Source organism: Bacillus sp. PK3-037 (assembly GCF_054161355.1).
Genome location: NZ_CP096408.1, coordinates 874071 through 888974, shown reverse-complemented (window position 1 = coordinate 888974; position 14904 = coordinate 874071). Strand labels below are relative to the sequence as shown.

The window sequence follows — 14904 nt, the reverse complement described above, 5'->3', positions numbered from 1 at the left end:
CCATTTTTCAGTCAATAATTCATAAGGTTCATTTTTTGTCGTAAAAAGGGTAATTGACAAAATGAAAAAAATAAAAAGCCGGCATGTATTGAAAATGCCAGCTTTCATTAATGTTTTTTATGATCCGCTGCTGTTTCGATCGCGAAACACAATAGCGCTTCTTTCATACTCCACATCGTCAATACCGCTTCTCACGTTGACAACCCGTGCTGCGGCAAAGAAATAGTCGGACAATCGATTGAGATAACGGAGCACCATTTCATGGATCTCTTCCGTTTTCATCAGCGCCACCACTTGGCGTTCCGCCCTCCTTGTAATGGTGCGCGCCACATGGAGAAGCGAAGCGGCCTTTGATCCGCCCGGAAGAATAAATCTCTTTAGTTCAGGTGCCTCTTCTGTATAGGCGTCGATGCGCATTTCTAAAAAGGAAACGGATTCTTCCTTCAATTTATAGTCTCTTTTTTCTGTGATGATTGCCAGATCGCCCCCGCAGTCAAAGAGCTCATGCTGAATGTTGAGCAGCTCGGCCGTTAGATCCTCAAAGCCGCGCTTCCCGGAAAGCTCTGCCAAAGCCAGTGCGACAAAACTGTTCAGCTCATCAATCGTGCCGTAGCTTTCTACTCGGAGGCTGTCCTTGTCTGTTCTGCCTCCGATTAAACTCGTTTGCCCGTTATCGCCTGTTTTTGTATATAGTTTCATCTTAACTGTCTCCTTTACAGACTTATTCAAGCAGGTCCGCAGCCTCCCGCACACATTCAGCTGTCCCAAACCGAATCAATTGATTCAGCCGTTTTTCTATGGTTTCTGAAGAAGTCTCTTCAATTTGTGTCGCTGCAACGAGGATTTCTCCATGTTCATCCTGTTCACCGCCCAGCACTTTCATCCGCTCGGCTTCCGCCCCCATGACAGCCTTGACGAAGAATTGGTCTGTCGCAAAGCCGTTGATCAAAATCCATATCGAAAAGCCGGACATGACACAAATACATACTGACAGCTCTTCTTCTTCAAACATACGGCACACAACCCGGTCAAGTCTTCCGGAGGAGGCCATCGCACAGGTTTCCTGCGGATAAAAGCCGTTTTCAGATAAATAGGCTGTAAGCTCTTCTTTTTGATCTGACTGGGCAGGCAGCCGTTTATGGAGAAATGTCCGGTTCCAAGAAAAGCCTGAACCGACAGGAGCAGAAGACAGCGTGCGGAGCGGGATTTCCGTTTGCAAGAGGATCTCGTCGGTCCGCACTTGCAGCAAAGTTTCAAACGGAATCGCCTGCTGCTTTAGGGCGCCGTTTTCAGGCTGAATTGCAATAAGCGGTTTAGGCAATTGATGATGGATGAAAGTGCTGACTTTCGTGTTATACAACGCCTTAATGCGCTCTTCTGTGATGGCGGTTTCCGGTTTTTGCTTAGGCCCGGCTGTTCCGTTTTTTATAAAGACGATTTCATCACAGTACAGGCTAGCGGTATTCAGATCGTGAAAAACACTGACAGCAGTCAGCCCATTTTCTCTCGTCAGGCGCTTGATTAGATCGAGCAGTTCTTTTTGATAGGCCAAATCCAGAAAATTAGTCGGTTCGTCTAAAAATAAAATGCGCGGCTGCTGCGCCAGTGCTTGAGCCAAATAAACCCGCTGCTGTTCGCCCCCGCTTAGATCGCGAATCGATTTATCAGCGAAAGCGAGTACCCCTGTTTGTTCCATCGCATTCCGAATCATGGCTTCATCCTCTTCAGTCTGCTGGCTGAACAGCCCTTTTTGAAATGGATACCTGCCGAAGGATACGGTTTCTTTGACAGTGAAGCTAAAGGCTTGATCTGTTTTTTGCGGCAGAACTGCCACCATTTGCGCCAGTTTCTTCGGTTTATATTCCGTAAGTGGTTTGCCAGCCAGACAAACGGAGCCTTCTATTGCCGGAAGTGTTCCTGTCAGCAAGTGAAGCAGTGTCGTTTTTCCGCTCCCGTTCGGTCCGAGAATGCCAAGAAATTCTCCCTTCTTCACTGTTAAACTGATATTTTTAATCAGCCGGCTGTCTCCGTAACCTCCCGACAGCCCCTCTGCCTTGATCATAAGCTTCTCCCCCCGCGATGCTGCCGAATTAAAATCAGAGCGAAAACAGGAGCTCCCGCTAAGGCTGTAATAATACCGATCGGCAGCTCAACCGGTTCAATCATTGTTCTCGAAAGCAGATCGGCCAAAACGAGAAATCCCGCGCCAAGCAAGGCAGACAGCGGCAATAAATGCCGGTGATCCGTTCCCCACAGCAATCTTGTGATATGCGGAATCACAAGCCCGACAAAGCCAATGGTGCCGGATACAGCCACAGCGCTGCCCGTCAGCAGTGACCCTGCAATTAAAATCAGCATTTTTCTGTGCTGGACGCTGACCCCGAGAAGCCTTGCTTTCTCCTCTCCATAGGTCATCACGTTGAGTTCTCTTCCGTTTATGATCAGGAGCACGGTTCCTAAAAGAAAAAACGGGAGAAACAGGGCAACGTAGCTCCAGCCTCTCATCGAGACGCTGCCAAGCAGCCAATGCACAATCGGCAGCAAATTATCGCCTGTCAGAGCAATGATGAGAGAAATAAATGCGCCCAAAAATGAATTGATGATGACACCGGTCAGAATAAGCGTAGAAACAGACATCGAAGCGTGAACGAGGCGGCTGAACGAAAGAACAGCCACAATCGTGACAAGCGCTGCGGCTACACTTACAACCGGCAGTGTAAAGCCTCCGATGACAGGGAACTGCAGTCCAAAAAATAAGGTTGAAACCGCCCCGACGGAAGCACCGGACGAAACACCGAGCGTATACGGATCAGCAAGCGGATTTTTTAAAAGTCCCTGAAAAGCAGCCCCTGCGATAGAAAGAGCCGCCCCCACAAGGGCGGCCAGCACGACTCTCGGCAGTCTGATATTCATCATAATATTTGTATACATTGGATCATAGGTGCCGGCAGAGCCGTCAAAACCTTCATGCCAAAAGATATGAAAGATGGCGGATATCGGAATGGGCAGACTGCCGCAGGAAATGCCCAATATGATACTGGCAGCTAAAAGTAAGAAACTGATGCTATAAGCAGCAAAACGATTATTCTTTAAACGTATCCGGGTAGATGCTTTCCGCAAGTTCTTCGACCCCTTCGATCAGACGCGGACCTGAACGCGTGACGAGATCAGGATCAACATCATAAACGCGATGATGTTTCACAGCATTGATTCCGCTCCAGCCATCGCGTTTTTCCACCGCATCCGCTTTTACACCGTCCGTTGTGACAATGGCGTCTGGATTCAGCTTTACGATGGCCTCGTCTGTCATTTGCACCCAGCCTTTTTGTTCCGCTGCAGCGTTTTTAGCATGGATGTCATTCAGCATTTCATTCATAAACGTGTCTTTTCCGGTTGTGTAAATGTCAGGATCAGGCGAAACCTCAATAAAGACGCTTTTTTCCTCGTCTTTTGAAATGGAATTCGCTTTTTCTTTAATCTCCTGCAGGTCTGATTTCATGCTGTTGACCAGTTGGCCCGCTTTTTTCTCAGCTCCGGCAGCTTCACCGATCATTTCGATTGATTTGTATACCTCTGCGAATGATTGTGCATCATTGACAGTCAGCACGGCAATGCCAGCGTCCTTCAGCTGCTTGATGGCATCTGCTGAAGCTGACATGGAAGATTCATGGGCGAGAACGAGATCAGGTTTAAGAGAAATGACTTTCTCGACGTTTACATTCATATCCCCAACCTTCTCAACCTGTTTGACTTCCTTTGGATATGTATCGTTTGTTGTGACGCCGACCACTTTGTCACCGAGTCCGAGAGCATATGTAATTTCCGTGTTGCTCGGCATTAACGAAACAATTTTTTTCGGCTCCTTTTTGATGGTAACATCCTGGTTGGACGCATCATCAATTGTGACAGGGAACGCTTCAGACGCGGCTGTCTTTTGCTTTGCATTGGAATCCTTCTCACCTGCCGCATTGCCGCAGCCTGAAATCATAATGGCGGTCAGCAGAAGCGCCGTCCATATTCCGGCTAATTTTTTCATACCCTTTCCTCCTAAATGAACTAAAAAAGCATCTCTACGATGGTAAAGACGCTGTAAACAACAAAAAAGCCTATTGTTTACACATCATCTGTCCTCGCAGACTTCGTGTTTATCAAACAGGCAGGTATCCTGGCTCTTGGCGCAAAGGCCAATTACAGTGGCGGGACCGCACCGGCTTTTACCGGTTTCCCTATTAAGCGGGCTATTTTCACGTACCGGCACCTGTTTGACAGTCGTATCCTTTTTCGGAGTTATTATACTATATGGCTGACAGGCTTGTATATGCAGTATGAATGACTTTTCCTCAGCTGCATGTATGGAAGCAAAATTCTCGTAAACACTAAATTTCATCTTGTATACTAAGTAGCATGATCAATAAAAAAGGAATGATTCTTATGGACTTACAGCTAAAAGACAAGCTTGTCTTAATCACAGGCTCAACTTCCGGCATCGGGAAAGCCGCAGCGAAAAGCTTTTTGCAAGAAGGAGCAGCCGTTATAGTCAATGGCCGAAAACAAGAGACAGTCGATCGCACGGTTGAAGAGCTTTCTTCATATGGAACGGTGCATGGAGCAGCCGCTGACTTATCAAAACCGGATGAAGCAGCAGCTTTTCTTGAAAAAGTGAAGCAGATCGGTGATATAGATGTTCTTGTCAACAATCTCGGTTTCTTTGAAGTGAAGGATTTCGCCGAGGTAACGGATGAAGAATGGAATCAATATTTTGAAGTAAACGTGATGAGCGCTGTTCGGACAAGCCGTCACTTCCTTCCAAAGATGCTTGCCAAAAACAGCGGCCGCATTTTGAATATCGCAAGTGAAGCAGGCGTCAAACCGCTTCCGACTATGATACCTTATTCAATGACCAAAACAGCGCTGATCAGCCTGTCCAGAGGAATGGCTGAAATGACGAAGGGCACAAAGGTTACGGTTAATTCAGTGCTCCCGGGTCCTACTTGGACAGAAGGCGTTGCTTCCTATATGGAGGGCGCCGCAAAGGCAGCCGGCCAGGATACAGATACATTTGTGAAAGACTATTTTAAAGTGAATGAGCCGACTTCACTCATTCAAAGATACGCAACAGCTGAAGAAGTCGCGAGCACAATTGTATTCCTCGCATCTGATGCCGCATCTGCCATTAACGGCACCGCACAGCGTGTGGAAGGCGGAATTATCCGTTCACTTTAAATGCAAAAACGCATCCGTTTTCGGATGCGTTTTTGTATAACTTTATAACTCCCCAGCGAATGGAACCGGCTGGTATCCGCCCGTTTCAAGTTTGGCTGAAAACAATCCGCCCGCATGAGGCTGTTCATATCTTTCTGTTTCGGTCATTTGTTCAGTAGCTGTTGTGATGTAAAGGGTTTTCATGTCCTGGCCGCCGAACGCACAGCACGTGACATATTTGGCCGGAACACTTATTGAATCAATTTCTTTTTTCTGAAAAGGATCAATGTGAACCACACGGCTCCCGCCAAACAGCGCCACCCACAGCATGCCGTTTTGATCAATTGTCATGCCATCCGGCAATCCATCCGATTTTTCAAAACGATAGACGGTTTCTGGGTTTGAGACGTTTCCGCTTTCGGGATCGTATTGATAGCACACAATCTCCTGCGTCGGAGTGTCAATGTAGTACATCAAGCTGCGTTCGCGATCCCAATCCAAACCGTTCGAGGTTGAGACTTGATCTTTCATTTTGACAAGGCTGCCATCTGTGTCCAAACGGTAAAGCGAGGCTTGTTTTTGTTCGCCTTCCATGCTCGTCGTCCCTGCCCAAAGCCTTCCGTACGGATCACATTTGGCGTCGTTAAACCGAAGGCTCTCATGCATATCCTTCGGCTGTTTGATTTTTTCAAGACTGTCATCATGAAGATGATACAGGTAAAAACCGTCTTTCATCGTCATGATCAGCTCATCCTTTGAATATTTCGCAAGCGCCGTCACAAAGGATGTAAATTTGACCGAACGATTGATTTTTTCTTTAGGATCGAAAATATGGAGCTCGCTTCCTAAAATATCAACCCAGTATAGACGGCCGTTTTCTTCATCCCATAACGGACCTTCACCGATTACTGCCCTAGTGTCTGCTTCTAATACTGCATCCATGTGTAACACCTCTTTAGCTTCAGTCTATATATTGTTATTCCCGGCAAAGAGGTGTCCAAACCACACACCTTATTCTTTTTTGAAAAGGATGGTAACGACGGAGTCAATATTGATCCTGCTGTTGACGTGAATCGTTCCATTATGCAGGTGCACCAGTTCTTTGGCAATCGCCAGTCCAAGCCCCGTCCCGGCAGACGGATCTTTCGTATTGGTTCCTCTGTAATAACGGTTAAATAAATGGGTGATCGTTTCCTCATCCATTCCTTTCCCATTGTCTTTGACCTTCAATGAAATATGATTTTTTGTCTGTTCAAGAATCACCTGAATCGCTGTTCCTTTATCGTTGTGCTTCACAGCATTTCCGAGCAGATTTTCCAGAATGCGTCTGAACCAGGCTTCATCCAGCGCAAATTCAATATGCTCTTCTCTTGATACAAATGAAATATCATATCCTTCAGAAAACGGATTTTTCTTAAAGTCCTCAATGACATTTTTAAAAAACGGAATGAGGTTCGTGAGCTTTCTCTCCATCGGCAGAGCGTCATTTTTCAGACGATACGTTAAATTTAAGTCTTCGATCAGCTTTGACATGTATTCCGATTTCTCTCTGACAACCTGTCCCATTTCTTTCACTTCATCAGGAGACCAGTCGTATTGCTTCGATTCAAGCATCATGCTGTATCCGTAAATGCTGCTGAGGGGCGTTTTTAAATCATGAGACAAACCGGCGATCCATTCTTCCCGTGTCGCCTGGATTTTTTCTCTGTTTGTCTTATCCCGTCTCAGCGTTTCAGTCAGCTGATCCATAGATTCAAATATTTCACCGAAGAAGCGGTACGGCTGTTTGATTTTTCCCTTTTTGTTTTTACTGACAGGGCGCCCTTTACGGTTTTTCGGTTCTTCAAGCTTCCCTTTTGATAGATTGACAAGCCATTTGATTGTATGAAAAATCGGCAAGCCGAATCTGAACATATACCAGGCAGTCATCCAGAATATATAAAGAATCAGAACGCCCATAATCAGAAACATCGCTTTCAGGACAACTCTCAGAAATGATTTATTAAACTCCTGGTCGGTAATATAGACAGGGTTTGGCACCGAAGCGACCATCCACCTGTTTTGATCAAGGAATTTAACAGAAATCTCCCGTTTATAGTTCCATGGTTTAGAGCTGTATTTGAGAAGCTCCAGCTGGTTCATCGTTTTTCTTTCGCTTTTCTTGCTGTTAATGCTGTCTAGTATGTTCCCGTTTCTGTCTAACAGATACACGGCTCCTTTTTCACGCTTAATATAGTCAATTGTACTGGACTTATATTGTGACAAAGAGTCGATGGAGGGTTCACGGCTTTCAATGGAAGTCAGCAGCTGTTCGCTCTTTGATTTCCAGCCGAACAAGAGGAGGTACGACTTGTCTTCAATATTGATTGCCCAATAATCCAGCTTATAGTTATCAAGCTTCTTGCTTTTATAAATAGATAAAAGCTCCTTCTTGGTGTAGGTGCCGGGCACGTCTTTCGGCACGCTGTAGGAATAATCCGTTTTTCCATTAGAATCAATGATTTGCATCCAGCCGTGCTGTTTATCAACAGATTTCTTCAGAAAATCGTCCACTTCCCATGACCCGTCTTCGTTTACATCGAGATACGCCTCAAGCGTGTCAGTCGTTGCCTTTGTCAGCCCTGAATTGGATTCCGCATCGCTGAATCGCGAGTCTAAATAGAAAAAGGAAGCCACAAGCATGATCGAAAGAAGAAGGATAACAATCAGCATCTGCCCGAAAAAGTGAAACAGAAACTTCCACCTTAACCTCATGGGCGCTTTCCGTTTCCTTCTGGACTCGGGATAAAACGGTATCCGAGACCGCGAACGGTTACGATATATTCCGGATTGCTCGGGTCACGCTCAATTTTTTCCCGGAGCTTGCGGATATGAACCATGACGGTATTGTTATCTCCGTACGAAGGATAGCCCCATACTTTTTCATAAATTTGATCTTTAGAAAGCACTACATTGGGATGTTCGCAAAAATACTGAAGCAGCTGCAAAAGCTGAGCCGAACAGGCTACAGTTTCCCCGCCCACAATCAGCTCGGCATTTTGCGGAGAAAATGTAAAGTAATCATATGTATAGGTTTTAGCTGCATTCGACTGATACGTACGCTTTAAATGCGCTCTGATCCGCGCGGCTAATTCCAGCGGATTAAATGGTTTTGTAATATAATCATCAGCTCCGACCGCAAAACCCGATAATTTGTCAGTGTCCGATGATCTCGCCGTCAGGAAAAAAATCGGGGCGTCTGAATACTCCCTGATTAATGTGCATGCCTCAAAACCGGTCATTCCGCCCATCATGACATCCAATACGATTAAATCAACCTTATTTGTCTTGACGACCGGAATGGCTTCCTCCGCACTTGCCGCATCCAGTATATGTCGATAACCTTCTTTTTCGAGAACGCGTTTGATCATATCCACAATCGCTTTCTCATCGTCTACGATTAAAATTGACGCATTTTCCACTTTTATGTTCCTTTCTGTCACTGTTTTTTTACATCTTATCATTATATCGTTTCTTTTTGGTACATTTTTGAATAGGAGGGCTCTTGACGGGGGTGAACAGCAGGAAACGGGAACCTGCAAAATGTTCCCGTTTTTCTTAGAATGAGTTATCGTTATGAGTTCTCGTCTACCATGTACAGAATAAACTCCCAAAATCCCGGAACCTCCTGACACAGAAGCATATCAGCCTTTTCAAACATTTTGATTTTCAGCTCCTGCTCCAAATCTTCTCTTTCTTGATAGGACGTATTGCTGAGTTTTTTTCTGATCATCGGTGAAAAGCATGCAATCAGATGCTCAATGTCGTACATTTCATCTTTATTCCTATTATGTTCACCCTGGCCGCTCACAGCTTACTTTTCCCCCTTTTTTTGCGCCTCTAGTTGCTTCCTGATATTTTCTAATCCCTTTTTATGAATATTAGAGATATTTTGCCGGGACTCACCTAATGAATCAGCGATTTCCTGCATCGTGGCACCGTGAAGATAGACTTTTGTCAGCACGCTTTTTTGTTTGTCAGTCAGCTTCTGGATCGCTTGGTAAAGCTGATAATCCTGGACATGCTGGCTCAAATCATCCTGCAGGTCTAAAAATTCCTCAAACGCGTCACTTCCCGTTTCGGAAGGAAGTCGTTCTCCTGCTTCCGGATGATCAACCGTCAGCGGATACCGTTTTTGATTTTTGCGAACCCGCTTATCAAAATCGATGGAAAAAATCCGAATCATTGAATTCATATACTTGACGATGCGAATCTCCTTATAAAATTGCTTGAATTGCTCGTCCAACGATTTTGCATCCTTTTCATTCGGGTTTTCCATTACATTTTTGAACAAACGGTAATGCTGAGGGTTGCTCAAAAAATGCTTCACGATGGGATGCTTCATAATCTCCTTACATTTCGATCGCAACAGACCTTGATAGTCCATCAAACCGCCTCCCTACTAAATTAAATGAAGGAAAGCAAAAAAAAGTAAACTACTACTTTCAGACTAGCGCTTGCTGAAGCAAACCTTCCAGTCATGGTTTACGATTTTTTGGATTCCCTTCACTTACTTACATGACTGCACAAAAAGGAGGGAGGTGTTTTTCATGGATCAGGTTTTTATAGAGGAAGTCGTCAAGCAGATCAGCAATCTCGGGTTCCCGGCACTGATCGCGATGTACCTGCTGACCCGTTTCGAGAAAAAATTCGATCAGCTCATTGAACTGATGACAGAGCTGAAAGATCGGAAAGCGAAACATTAATTTTGCAACGAAGTTGACTTTTCATCGGTTTTTTTCACTTAACAAGACAGAAGGGAAAACGAAAGGCCTTTCACATTCTCTTTCTGCGCCACAATTATTTTTAAGGAGGAGACAGGAAAATGAAAAAACAAAACGACATTCCGCAGCCAATCAGAGGAGATAAGGGAGCGACAGTGAAAATCCCGCGTAATATTGAAAGGGACCGGCAGAATCCCGATATGCTCGTACCGCCGGAAACCGATCATGGCACCGTTGAAAATATGAAGTTTTCTTTCTCAGATACTCATAACCGTTTGGAAAAAGGCGGGTACGCCCGTGAAGTTACCGTACGTGAGCTGCCGATTTCAGAAAACCTGGCTTCTGTTAATATGCGGCTGAAGCCAGGCGCCATTCGCGAGCTTCATTGGCATAAGGAAGCAGAGTGGGCTTATATGATCTACGGGAAAGCACGCGTCACGATTGTGGATGAAAAGGGCCGCAGCTTTATTGATGATGTAGGCGAAGGAGATTTATGGTACTTCCCGTCAGGCCTGCCGCACTCGATTCAAGCGCTTGAAGAAGGGGCAGAGTTCCTGCTCGTGTTTGACGACGGGTCATTCTCTGAAAACAGCACGTTCCAGCTGACAGACTGGCTTGCCCACACCCCTAAAGAAGTGATCGCCGCTAATTTTGGCGTAACAGAAAAAGAAATCGCCAATTTGCCAGGCAAAGAAAAATATATATTTGAAAAACCTGTGCCGGGCTGTTTAAAAGATGACATTGTGGAAGGGCCGTACGGCGAAGTGCCTTATCCGTTTACGTACCGCCTTCTTGAACAGGAGCCGATTGCATCAGAAGGAGGAAAGGTGTACATTGCGGATTCGACAAACTTTACAGTGTCTAAAACCATTGCATCCGCGCTTGTAACCGTGGAACCAGGCGCCATGAGAGAGCTTCACTGGCATCCGAATACGCATGAATGGCAATATTACATCTCCGGTAAAGCGAGAATGACCGTTTTTGCTGCTGACGGCCATGCGAGAACCTTTAACTATCAAGCCGGTGATGTCGGTTATGTTCCATTTGCGATGGGCCACTACGTAGAAAACCTCGGCAATGAACCGCTCGTCTTTTTAGAAATCTTTAAAGATGACCATTATGCCGATGTGTCTTTAAACCAATGGCTCGCAATGCTTCCTGAAACCTTCGTCCAAGAACACCTTGACTTAGGCAAAGAATTTACGGATGTCCTTTCAAAAGAAAAGCATCCGGTTGTGAAAAAGAAAAGCAGCAAATAAAAAACTGGCAGCTTGCAGAGAGCGCTCGTTCTCTCTCTGCAAGCGCTGATAAGGAGATGAACCAGTGATACATCAAAAGTATTTATTACGGCAGGCCGTACAGTATGTGCTGGCAGCGGCGGCTGTGTTATTTTGCTATTTTACAATCATTCTCTGTGTCTTTTCTTTGGCGGGAACGAGCTATCGATCAGCTGCTCATGTCCTGCTTTTTGCTGTGTTATTTCTTGTGCTCGGACTATGCTTTGAACCTTTTGAACGGCTGATGATACATAGTTTTACGTTTTTTAAGACTGGAAAACGAGCTTTTATCCTTATGGCCGGCACCGTCCAGCTGCTGTTTTTATGGATGACCGCTTATACGGCAGATCAAATGATTCATAACATTTGGCTGTCAACCACAGAAGAAATGATCCTCGCAGCCGTTTTTCTTATTTTAGATAAATGCAATTCAGCACTGCCCAGCTAAAAAAAGAACGCCATCCGATTGGATGCGTTCTTTTTATTCATATCGAAGCGCGTCAACAGGCTGAAGCTTGGATGCCTTAATGGACGGCAGCAAGCCGAAAATAATGCCGACTGCCATTGAGAAAATGAGTGCTCCGATAACTGCCGGAACGGAGATGATAAAAGGCATCGGAAAGATAACCGTGATAAGTTTAGCGATGCCAAAGCCCGCCAGCACACCGAGAATTCCGCCAATACTTGTCAGCACGACAGCCTCTGTTAAAAATTGAAATAAAATCACGCGCCGCTTGGCACCTAGCGCCTTCTTAATCCCAATTTCCCGCGTGCGCTCCGTCACTGAAACAAGCATAATGTTCATGACACCGATGCCTCCGACCAAAAGTGAGATGCTTGCAATTCCGCCAAGCAGCAGAGCAAACGACTGGTTAAAGGACTCCACTTCCTGAGCGATCTCCTGAAGATCCATCACGCTGTACTCCGCTTTTTCCAAATCAGCATCTGACAGTCCTTGATTTAGAAGGTCCGCGGCCATTACACCGGCTTCTTGGATATGCTCAGAAGAGTCTGCCTGCACCGCAATCTGTGTCGGCGCGTCAAATCCTTCAATAAGCGGCCACACTTTTTTCGGCACATATAAAACCGGATTCGCATAGTCGCCATCAAACATGCTTTCTTCCTGTTTCTTTTCATGAAAAACACCGGCAACCCGGAACGGCACACCGTTCATCTCAATGTTTTTGTGCAGAGCGTCACCGTCAGGAAACAGCTCATCTCTTGCGGCCTCATTGATCATAACCACTTGGTGTGTGCTGTTTAATTCTTTTTCCGCCAGCTTTCTCCCCTCAGTAATGCTGATCGGGAACATATCGAAATAATCAGCATCCACTCCGTACACTTGAGGATAAGAAACGTTCGTTAAGTGAAAAACGGTGGCGCCTTCGGACAAGTAATATAAAGATAATCCTTTTACAACCGGGTCTGATTTTATCGTCTTAATGGTTTCTTCAGATACAGGGGGTGCTGACGTGTAAGAAACCTCCTGGTAACCGCCTTCTTCCTCCTCCCCGCCTGTTGGCTGGTACACAACATTAATCGCGTTATTTCCCATGCCGATCATGCTTTGCTTTAATTGCTCGCTTTGGCCTTTCAGCATAGAGACGATCGCAATGATCGCCGCTATACCGATAATGACACCAAGCATTGTAAGAATCGACCTCAGCTTATGTGAAAAAATAGATTGAAAGGAGATCCGAATATGTTCAAGCATGGCTAATCCCTCTCTCGTCTAACACTAATTCTCCGTCTCTGATAAAAACGGTTCTGTCGGCTTTTCTGGCGACGTCCGGGTCATGGGTAATCATAATAATCGTAGTGCCTTCCTGATGCAATTGTGAAAACAGCGACAAAATTTGTTCACTTGATTTTGTATCAAGCGCCCCGGTCGGTTCATCTGCCAGAATAAACCGAGGCTGATTGACAAGAGCTCTGGCAATCGCCACCCGCTGCTTTTGTCCGCCGGACAGCTTTGGCGGCTTGTAAGAGATCCTATCTTTCAAACCAACCTTTTCAAGAGCTTCATAGGCTCTTTGCCTTCTTTCTTTTTTCTTTACCTTATTGTAAATCATCGGCAGCTCGACATTTTGCAGTGCGGTAAGACGCGGCAGCAAATGAAAGGTTTGAAACACAAACCCGATCGATTCGTTGCGAATGTCAGCCAAAGCACCGTCTTTCCCTTTTAATACATCCATCTGGTCCAGCATATAGGTTCCGGAGGTCGGCCTGTCCAAACAGCCTATAATATTCATTAACGTAGACTTCCCTGAACCGGACGGCCCCATAATGGCCAGAAATTCACCAGCTTTGACGGTGAGATTAATATGCTTTAAGATCGGCACCTCTTCTTTGCCCAGCTTGTACGATTTAGAAATATTATTCAGTGTCAGCATTGACTGTAACCTGCTTTCCTTCCTTGACCGCGGGATCAGGATAGATCACATAATCTTCCGGTGTCAGGCCGCTTTTGATTTCGACCATGTCACTTTCGTCTGTCTCTCCGATTTCAACAGGCTGTTTAACCGCTTTCTGCTCCTCATCCGTCTTCCAAACGTATGGTTCGCCATCGTCCTGGATAATCATGTCGGACGGCAGCTTAATCGTATTCGCATCTGCTTCGTCACTTATGACTTCAATATTGACATGATAGCCGACTTCAAGGCCCTTATGGCTGTCCAATAAAACAGTGAAAGGATAGTTAGAGGATTGGGGATTCATTTCCTCTTCAGCATAACTTTCTGACTCTTCCCCCTCGCCTGTTCCAGCAGGAAGCTTGCCGATTGAAGTGATCTTGCCTTTCCACTCGCCTTCGCCGCCTGTTTTCAGCGTAACTCTGACTTTGCTGCCTTTTTTAATCGTGTCCATTAACAGCTCGTTGATTTGGCTTTTCACAAGGTATTTGCCCGTTGAAACGATTTGGATATACGGGCCTGCTGCCTGATCACCCGTTGCGCCGTCCGCAATATCCTGATTGACGCTTTGAACGATACCGTCATGCTTGCTTGTGATCACATTAGAACCTTTGTTTTTCGTTAGTGCAGCCAGTTCTTTTTGGTGCTGCTTCAGTTCAAGCTGGCTTGTCTTTAAATCAAAATTGGCCTGGTCAAGCTCGTCTTGAAGCTGTGCTTTCTCGTCTTTTCCGGCTGTCTTCAGCTTCTTCTCAGTTTCTGCTATTGATTTTTGCAAGCGGCTGATTTGAAGGTTTGTCATTTCAGTTTGTAAATTGCTTTGCTCAATTTCGTCAGAATGATCCTCGCCCTCGTACTCGAAAAGCTTATCGCCTTTTTTAACCTTATCGCCTTCTTTGACGTACGTTTTTTTAATGCTTCCTTTCTCTGAATCTATGTATACTTTTTGCTGTTTCTCTGGTTCAACTTTTCCCGAAAACGATTGGGCAGATTCAGATTCACCGCCCATATACACCGCGACCGATTCAGCATAAGGCTCCGATGATACGGCAACTTGGTTCATGTGAGTAAAAAAGTAAAAACCGCCGGCGCCGATCCCCGCCAGTAGGAGCACACCGGCACATATCGAACCGGCAATAAGCCATTTTTTCTTCTTGGACACAATGATCTCCTCTTTCTGTAATTTTCGTAATATTTCCGAAACATTCTAACCAATATTATCTATTAATTCAAATAGACTTTCAATCTTTTTCT

16 protein-coding genes and 1 riboswitch are annotated in these 14904 nt (G+C 45.4%); of the genes, 4 read left to right on the top strand and 12 right to left on the bottom strand.

Features of this window, described 5'->3' with window-relative positions; translation table 11 throughout:
• Window positions 1-117: 117 nt before the first annotated feature.
• Genes M1D69_RS04545 through M1D69_RS04530 form a run of 4 tightly spaced genes read right to left on the bottom strand, consistent with a single transcriptional unit; the run spans window position 118 to window position 4036 of the window.
• Window positions 118-699, bottom strand: coding sequence for a cob(I)yrinic acid a,c-diamide adenosyltransferase (locus M1D69_RS04545; RefSeq protein WP_458104431.1), 582 nt, complete (start codon window positions 697-699; stop codon window positions 118-120).
• 22 nt (window positions 700-721) lie between these two features.
• Entirely contained in the window at window positions 722-2062 is a 1341-nt protein-coding gene (locus M1D69_RS04540; RefSeq protein ID WP_458104432.1) for an ABC transporter ATP-binding protein, read from the bottom strand.
• Entirely contained in the window at window positions 2059-3120 is a 1062-nt protein-coding gene (locus M1D69_RS04535; protein WP_458104433.1) for a FecCD family ABC transporter permease, read from the bottom strand. The genes M1D69_RS04540 and M1D69_RS04535 overlap by 4 nt, the downstream gene beginning before the upstream one ends.
• Window positions 3083-4036, bottom strand: a complete 954-nt coding sequence (locus M1D69_RS04530; RefSeq protein ID WP_458104434.1) for an ABC transporter substrate-binding protein — start codon at window positions 4034-4036, stop codon at window positions 3083-3085. The genes M1D69_RS04535 and M1D69_RS04530 overlap by 38 nt, the downstream gene beginning before the upstream one ends.
• Window positions 4037-4138: 102 nt before the next feature.
• A riboswitch (cobalamin riboswitch) is annotated at window positions 4139-4277 on the bottom strand.
• A gap of 154 nt (window positions 4278-4431) precedes the next feature.
• Here M1D69_RS04530 and M1D69_RS04525 point away from each other — a divergent pair.
• Window positions 4432-5223, top strand: a complete 792-nt coding sequence (locus M1D69_RS04525) for an SDR family NAD(P)-dependent oxidoreductase (protein WP_024122809.1) — start codon at window positions 4432-4434, stop codon at window positions 5221-5223.
• Window positions 5224-5265: 42 nt separating this feature from the next.
• On the opposite strand, the gene M1D69_RS04520 is transcribed toward M1D69_RS04525, so the two are convergent.
• The 5 genes from M1D69_RS04520 to sigO all read right to left on the bottom strand — a co-directional run bounded on the left by M1D69_RS04520 (window position 5266) and on the right by sigO (window position 9586).
• Window positions 5266-6144, bottom strand: coding sequence for an SMP-30/gluconolactonase/LRE family protein (locus tag M1D69_RS04520; RefSeq protein ID WP_105953873.1), 879 nt, complete (start codon window positions 6142-6144; stop codon window positions 5266-5268).
• A gap of 69 nt (window positions 6145-6213) precedes the next feature.
• Complete coding sequence (locus M1D69_RS04515; RefSeq protein WP_458104435.1) at window positions 6214-7956, bottom strand: sensor histidine kinase; 1743 nt, start codon at window positions 7954-7956, stop codon at window positions 6214-6216.
• A complete protein-coding gene (yvrH, locus tag M1D69_RS04510) occupies window positions 7953-8663 on the bottom strand; it encodes a two-component system response regulator YvrH (protein WP_458104436.1) in 711 nt (236 codons plus the stop codon). The genes M1D69_RS04515 and yvrH overlap by 4 nt, the downstream gene beginning before the upstream one ends.
• Window positions 8664-8815: 152 nt before the next feature.
• Window positions 8816-9013 carry a sigma-O factor regulator RsoA gene (gene rsoA / locus M1D69_RS04505; RefSeq protein ID WP_458106207.1) on the bottom strand — a complete coding sequence of 66 codons (198 nt, stop codon included), beginning with the start codon at window positions 9011-9013 and terminating at the stop codon, window positions 8816-8818.
• Between the two features lie 42 nt (window positions 9014-9055).
• Window positions 9056-9586 (bottom strand): RNA polymerase sigma factor SigO, encoded by a 531-nt coding sequence (gene sigO, locus M1D69_RS04500; protein ID WP_105954123.1) that lies wholly within the window; start codon window positions 9584-9586, stop codon window positions 9056-9058.
• Between the two features lie 205 nt (window positions 9587-9791).
• Between sigO and M1D69_RS04495 the strand changes: the two genes are divergently transcribed.
• The 3 genes from M1D69_RS04495 (at window position 9792) to M1D69_RS04485 (ending at window position 11690) form a co-directional block, all read left to right on the top strand.
• Window positions 9792-9947: a YvrJ family protein gene (locus M1D69_RS04495; RefSeq protein WP_458104437.1), complete on the top strand. Its 156-nt coding sequence runs from the start codon at window positions 9792-9794 to the stop codon at window positions 9945-9947.
• Window positions 9948-10066: 119 nt separating this feature from the next.
• Window positions 10067-11224 (top strand): oxalate decarboxylase, encoded by a 1158-nt coding sequence (gene oxdC / locus M1D69_RS04490; protein WP_458104438.1) that lies wholly within the window; start codon window positions 10067-10069, stop codon window positions 11222-11224.
• Between the two features lie 64 nt (window positions 11225-11288).
• Complete coding sequence (locus M1D69_RS04485) at window positions 11289-11690, top strand: YrvL family regulatory protein (RefSeq protein ID WP_024122817.1); 402 nt, start codon at window positions 11289-11291, stop codon at window positions 11688-11690.
• A gap of 33 nt (window positions 11691-11723) precedes the next feature.
• On the opposite strand, the gene M1D69_RS04480 is transcribed toward M1D69_RS04485, so the two are convergent.
• From M1D69_RS04480 to M1D69_RS04470, 3 genes are read right to left on the bottom strand one after another with little or no spacing between them, the layout of a single operon-like run.
• A complete protein-coding gene (locus M1D69_RS04480; RefSeq protein WP_458104439.1) occupies window positions 11724-12956 on the bottom strand; it encodes an ABC transporter permease in 1233 nt (410 codons plus the stop codon).
• The gene (locus M1D69_RS04475) at window positions 12949-13635 is read right to left on the bottom strand and encodes an ABC transporter ATP-binding protein (RefSeq protein ID WP_024122819.1); all 687 of its coding nucleotides are present in this window, start codon (window positions 13633-13635) and stop codon (window positions 12949-12951) included. The genes M1D69_RS04480 and M1D69_RS04475 overlap by 8 nt, the downstream gene beginning before the upstream one ends.
• Window positions 13619-14812: an efflux RND transporter periplasmic adaptor subunit gene (locus M1D69_RS04470; RefSeq protein ID WP_458104440.1), complete on the bottom strand. Its 1194-nt coding sequence runs from the start codon at window positions 14810-14812 to the stop codon at window positions 13619-13621. Before M1D69_RS04470 ends, M1D69_RS04475 begins: the two co-directional genes overlap by 17 nt.
• Window positions 14813-14904: the final 92 nt, after the last annotated feature.

What these genes read in the sequence shown, in the direction of transcription:
- M1D69_RS04520 (WP_105953873.1), bottom strand. Translation starts at nt 6,144, where the DNA reads ATGGATGCAGTATTAGAAGCAGACACTAGGGCAGTAATCGGTGAAGGT.
- M1D69_RS04515 (WP_458104435.1), bottom strand. Translation starts at nt 7,956, where the DNA reads ATGAGGTTAAGGTGGAAGTTTCTGTTTCACTTTTTCGGGCAGATGCTG.
- M1D69_RS04545 (WP_458104431.1), bottom strand. Translation starts at nt 699, where the DNA reads ATGAAACTATATACAAAAACAGGCGATAACGGGCAAACGAGTTTAATC.
- sigO (WP_105954123.1), bottom strand. Translation starts at nt 9,586, where the DNA reads ATGAAGCATCCCATCGTGAAGCATTTTTTGAGCAACCCTCAGCATTAC.
- M1D69_RS04475 (WP_024122819.1), bottom strand. Translation starts at nt 13,635, where the DNA reads ATGCTGACACTGAATAATATTTCTAAATCGTACAAGCTGGGCAAAGAA.
- M1D69_RS04530 (WP_458104434.1), bottom strand. Translation starts at nt 4,036, where the DNA reads ATGAAAAAATTAGCCGGAATATGGACGGCGCTTCTGCTGACCGCCATT.
- M1D69_RS04495 (WP_458104437.1), top strand. Translation starts at nt 9,792, where the DNA reads ATGGATCAGGTTTTTATAGAGGAAGTCGTCAAGCAGATCAGCAATCTC.
- M1D69_RS04540 (WP_458104432.1), bottom strand. Translation starts at nt 2,062, where the DNA reads ATGATCAAGGCAGAGGGGCTGTCGGGAGGTTACGGAGACAGCCGGCTG.
- oxdC (WP_458104438.1), top strand. Translation starts at nt 10,067, where the DNA reads ATGAAAAAACAAAACGACATTCCGCAGCCAATCAGAGGAGATAAGGGA.
- M1D69_RS04480 (WP_458104439.1), bottom strand. Translation starts at nt 12,956, where the DNA reads ATGCTTGAACATATTCGGATCTCCTTTCAATCTATTTTTTCACATAAG.
- rsoA (WP_458106207.1), bottom strand. Translation starts at nt 9,013, where the DNA reads ATGTACGACATTGAGCATCTGATTGCATGCTTTTCACCGATGATCAGA.
- M1D69_RS04525 (WP_024122809.1), top strand. Translation starts at nt 4,432, where the DNA reads ATGGACTTACAGCTAAAAGACAAGCTTGTCTTAATCACAGGCTCAACT.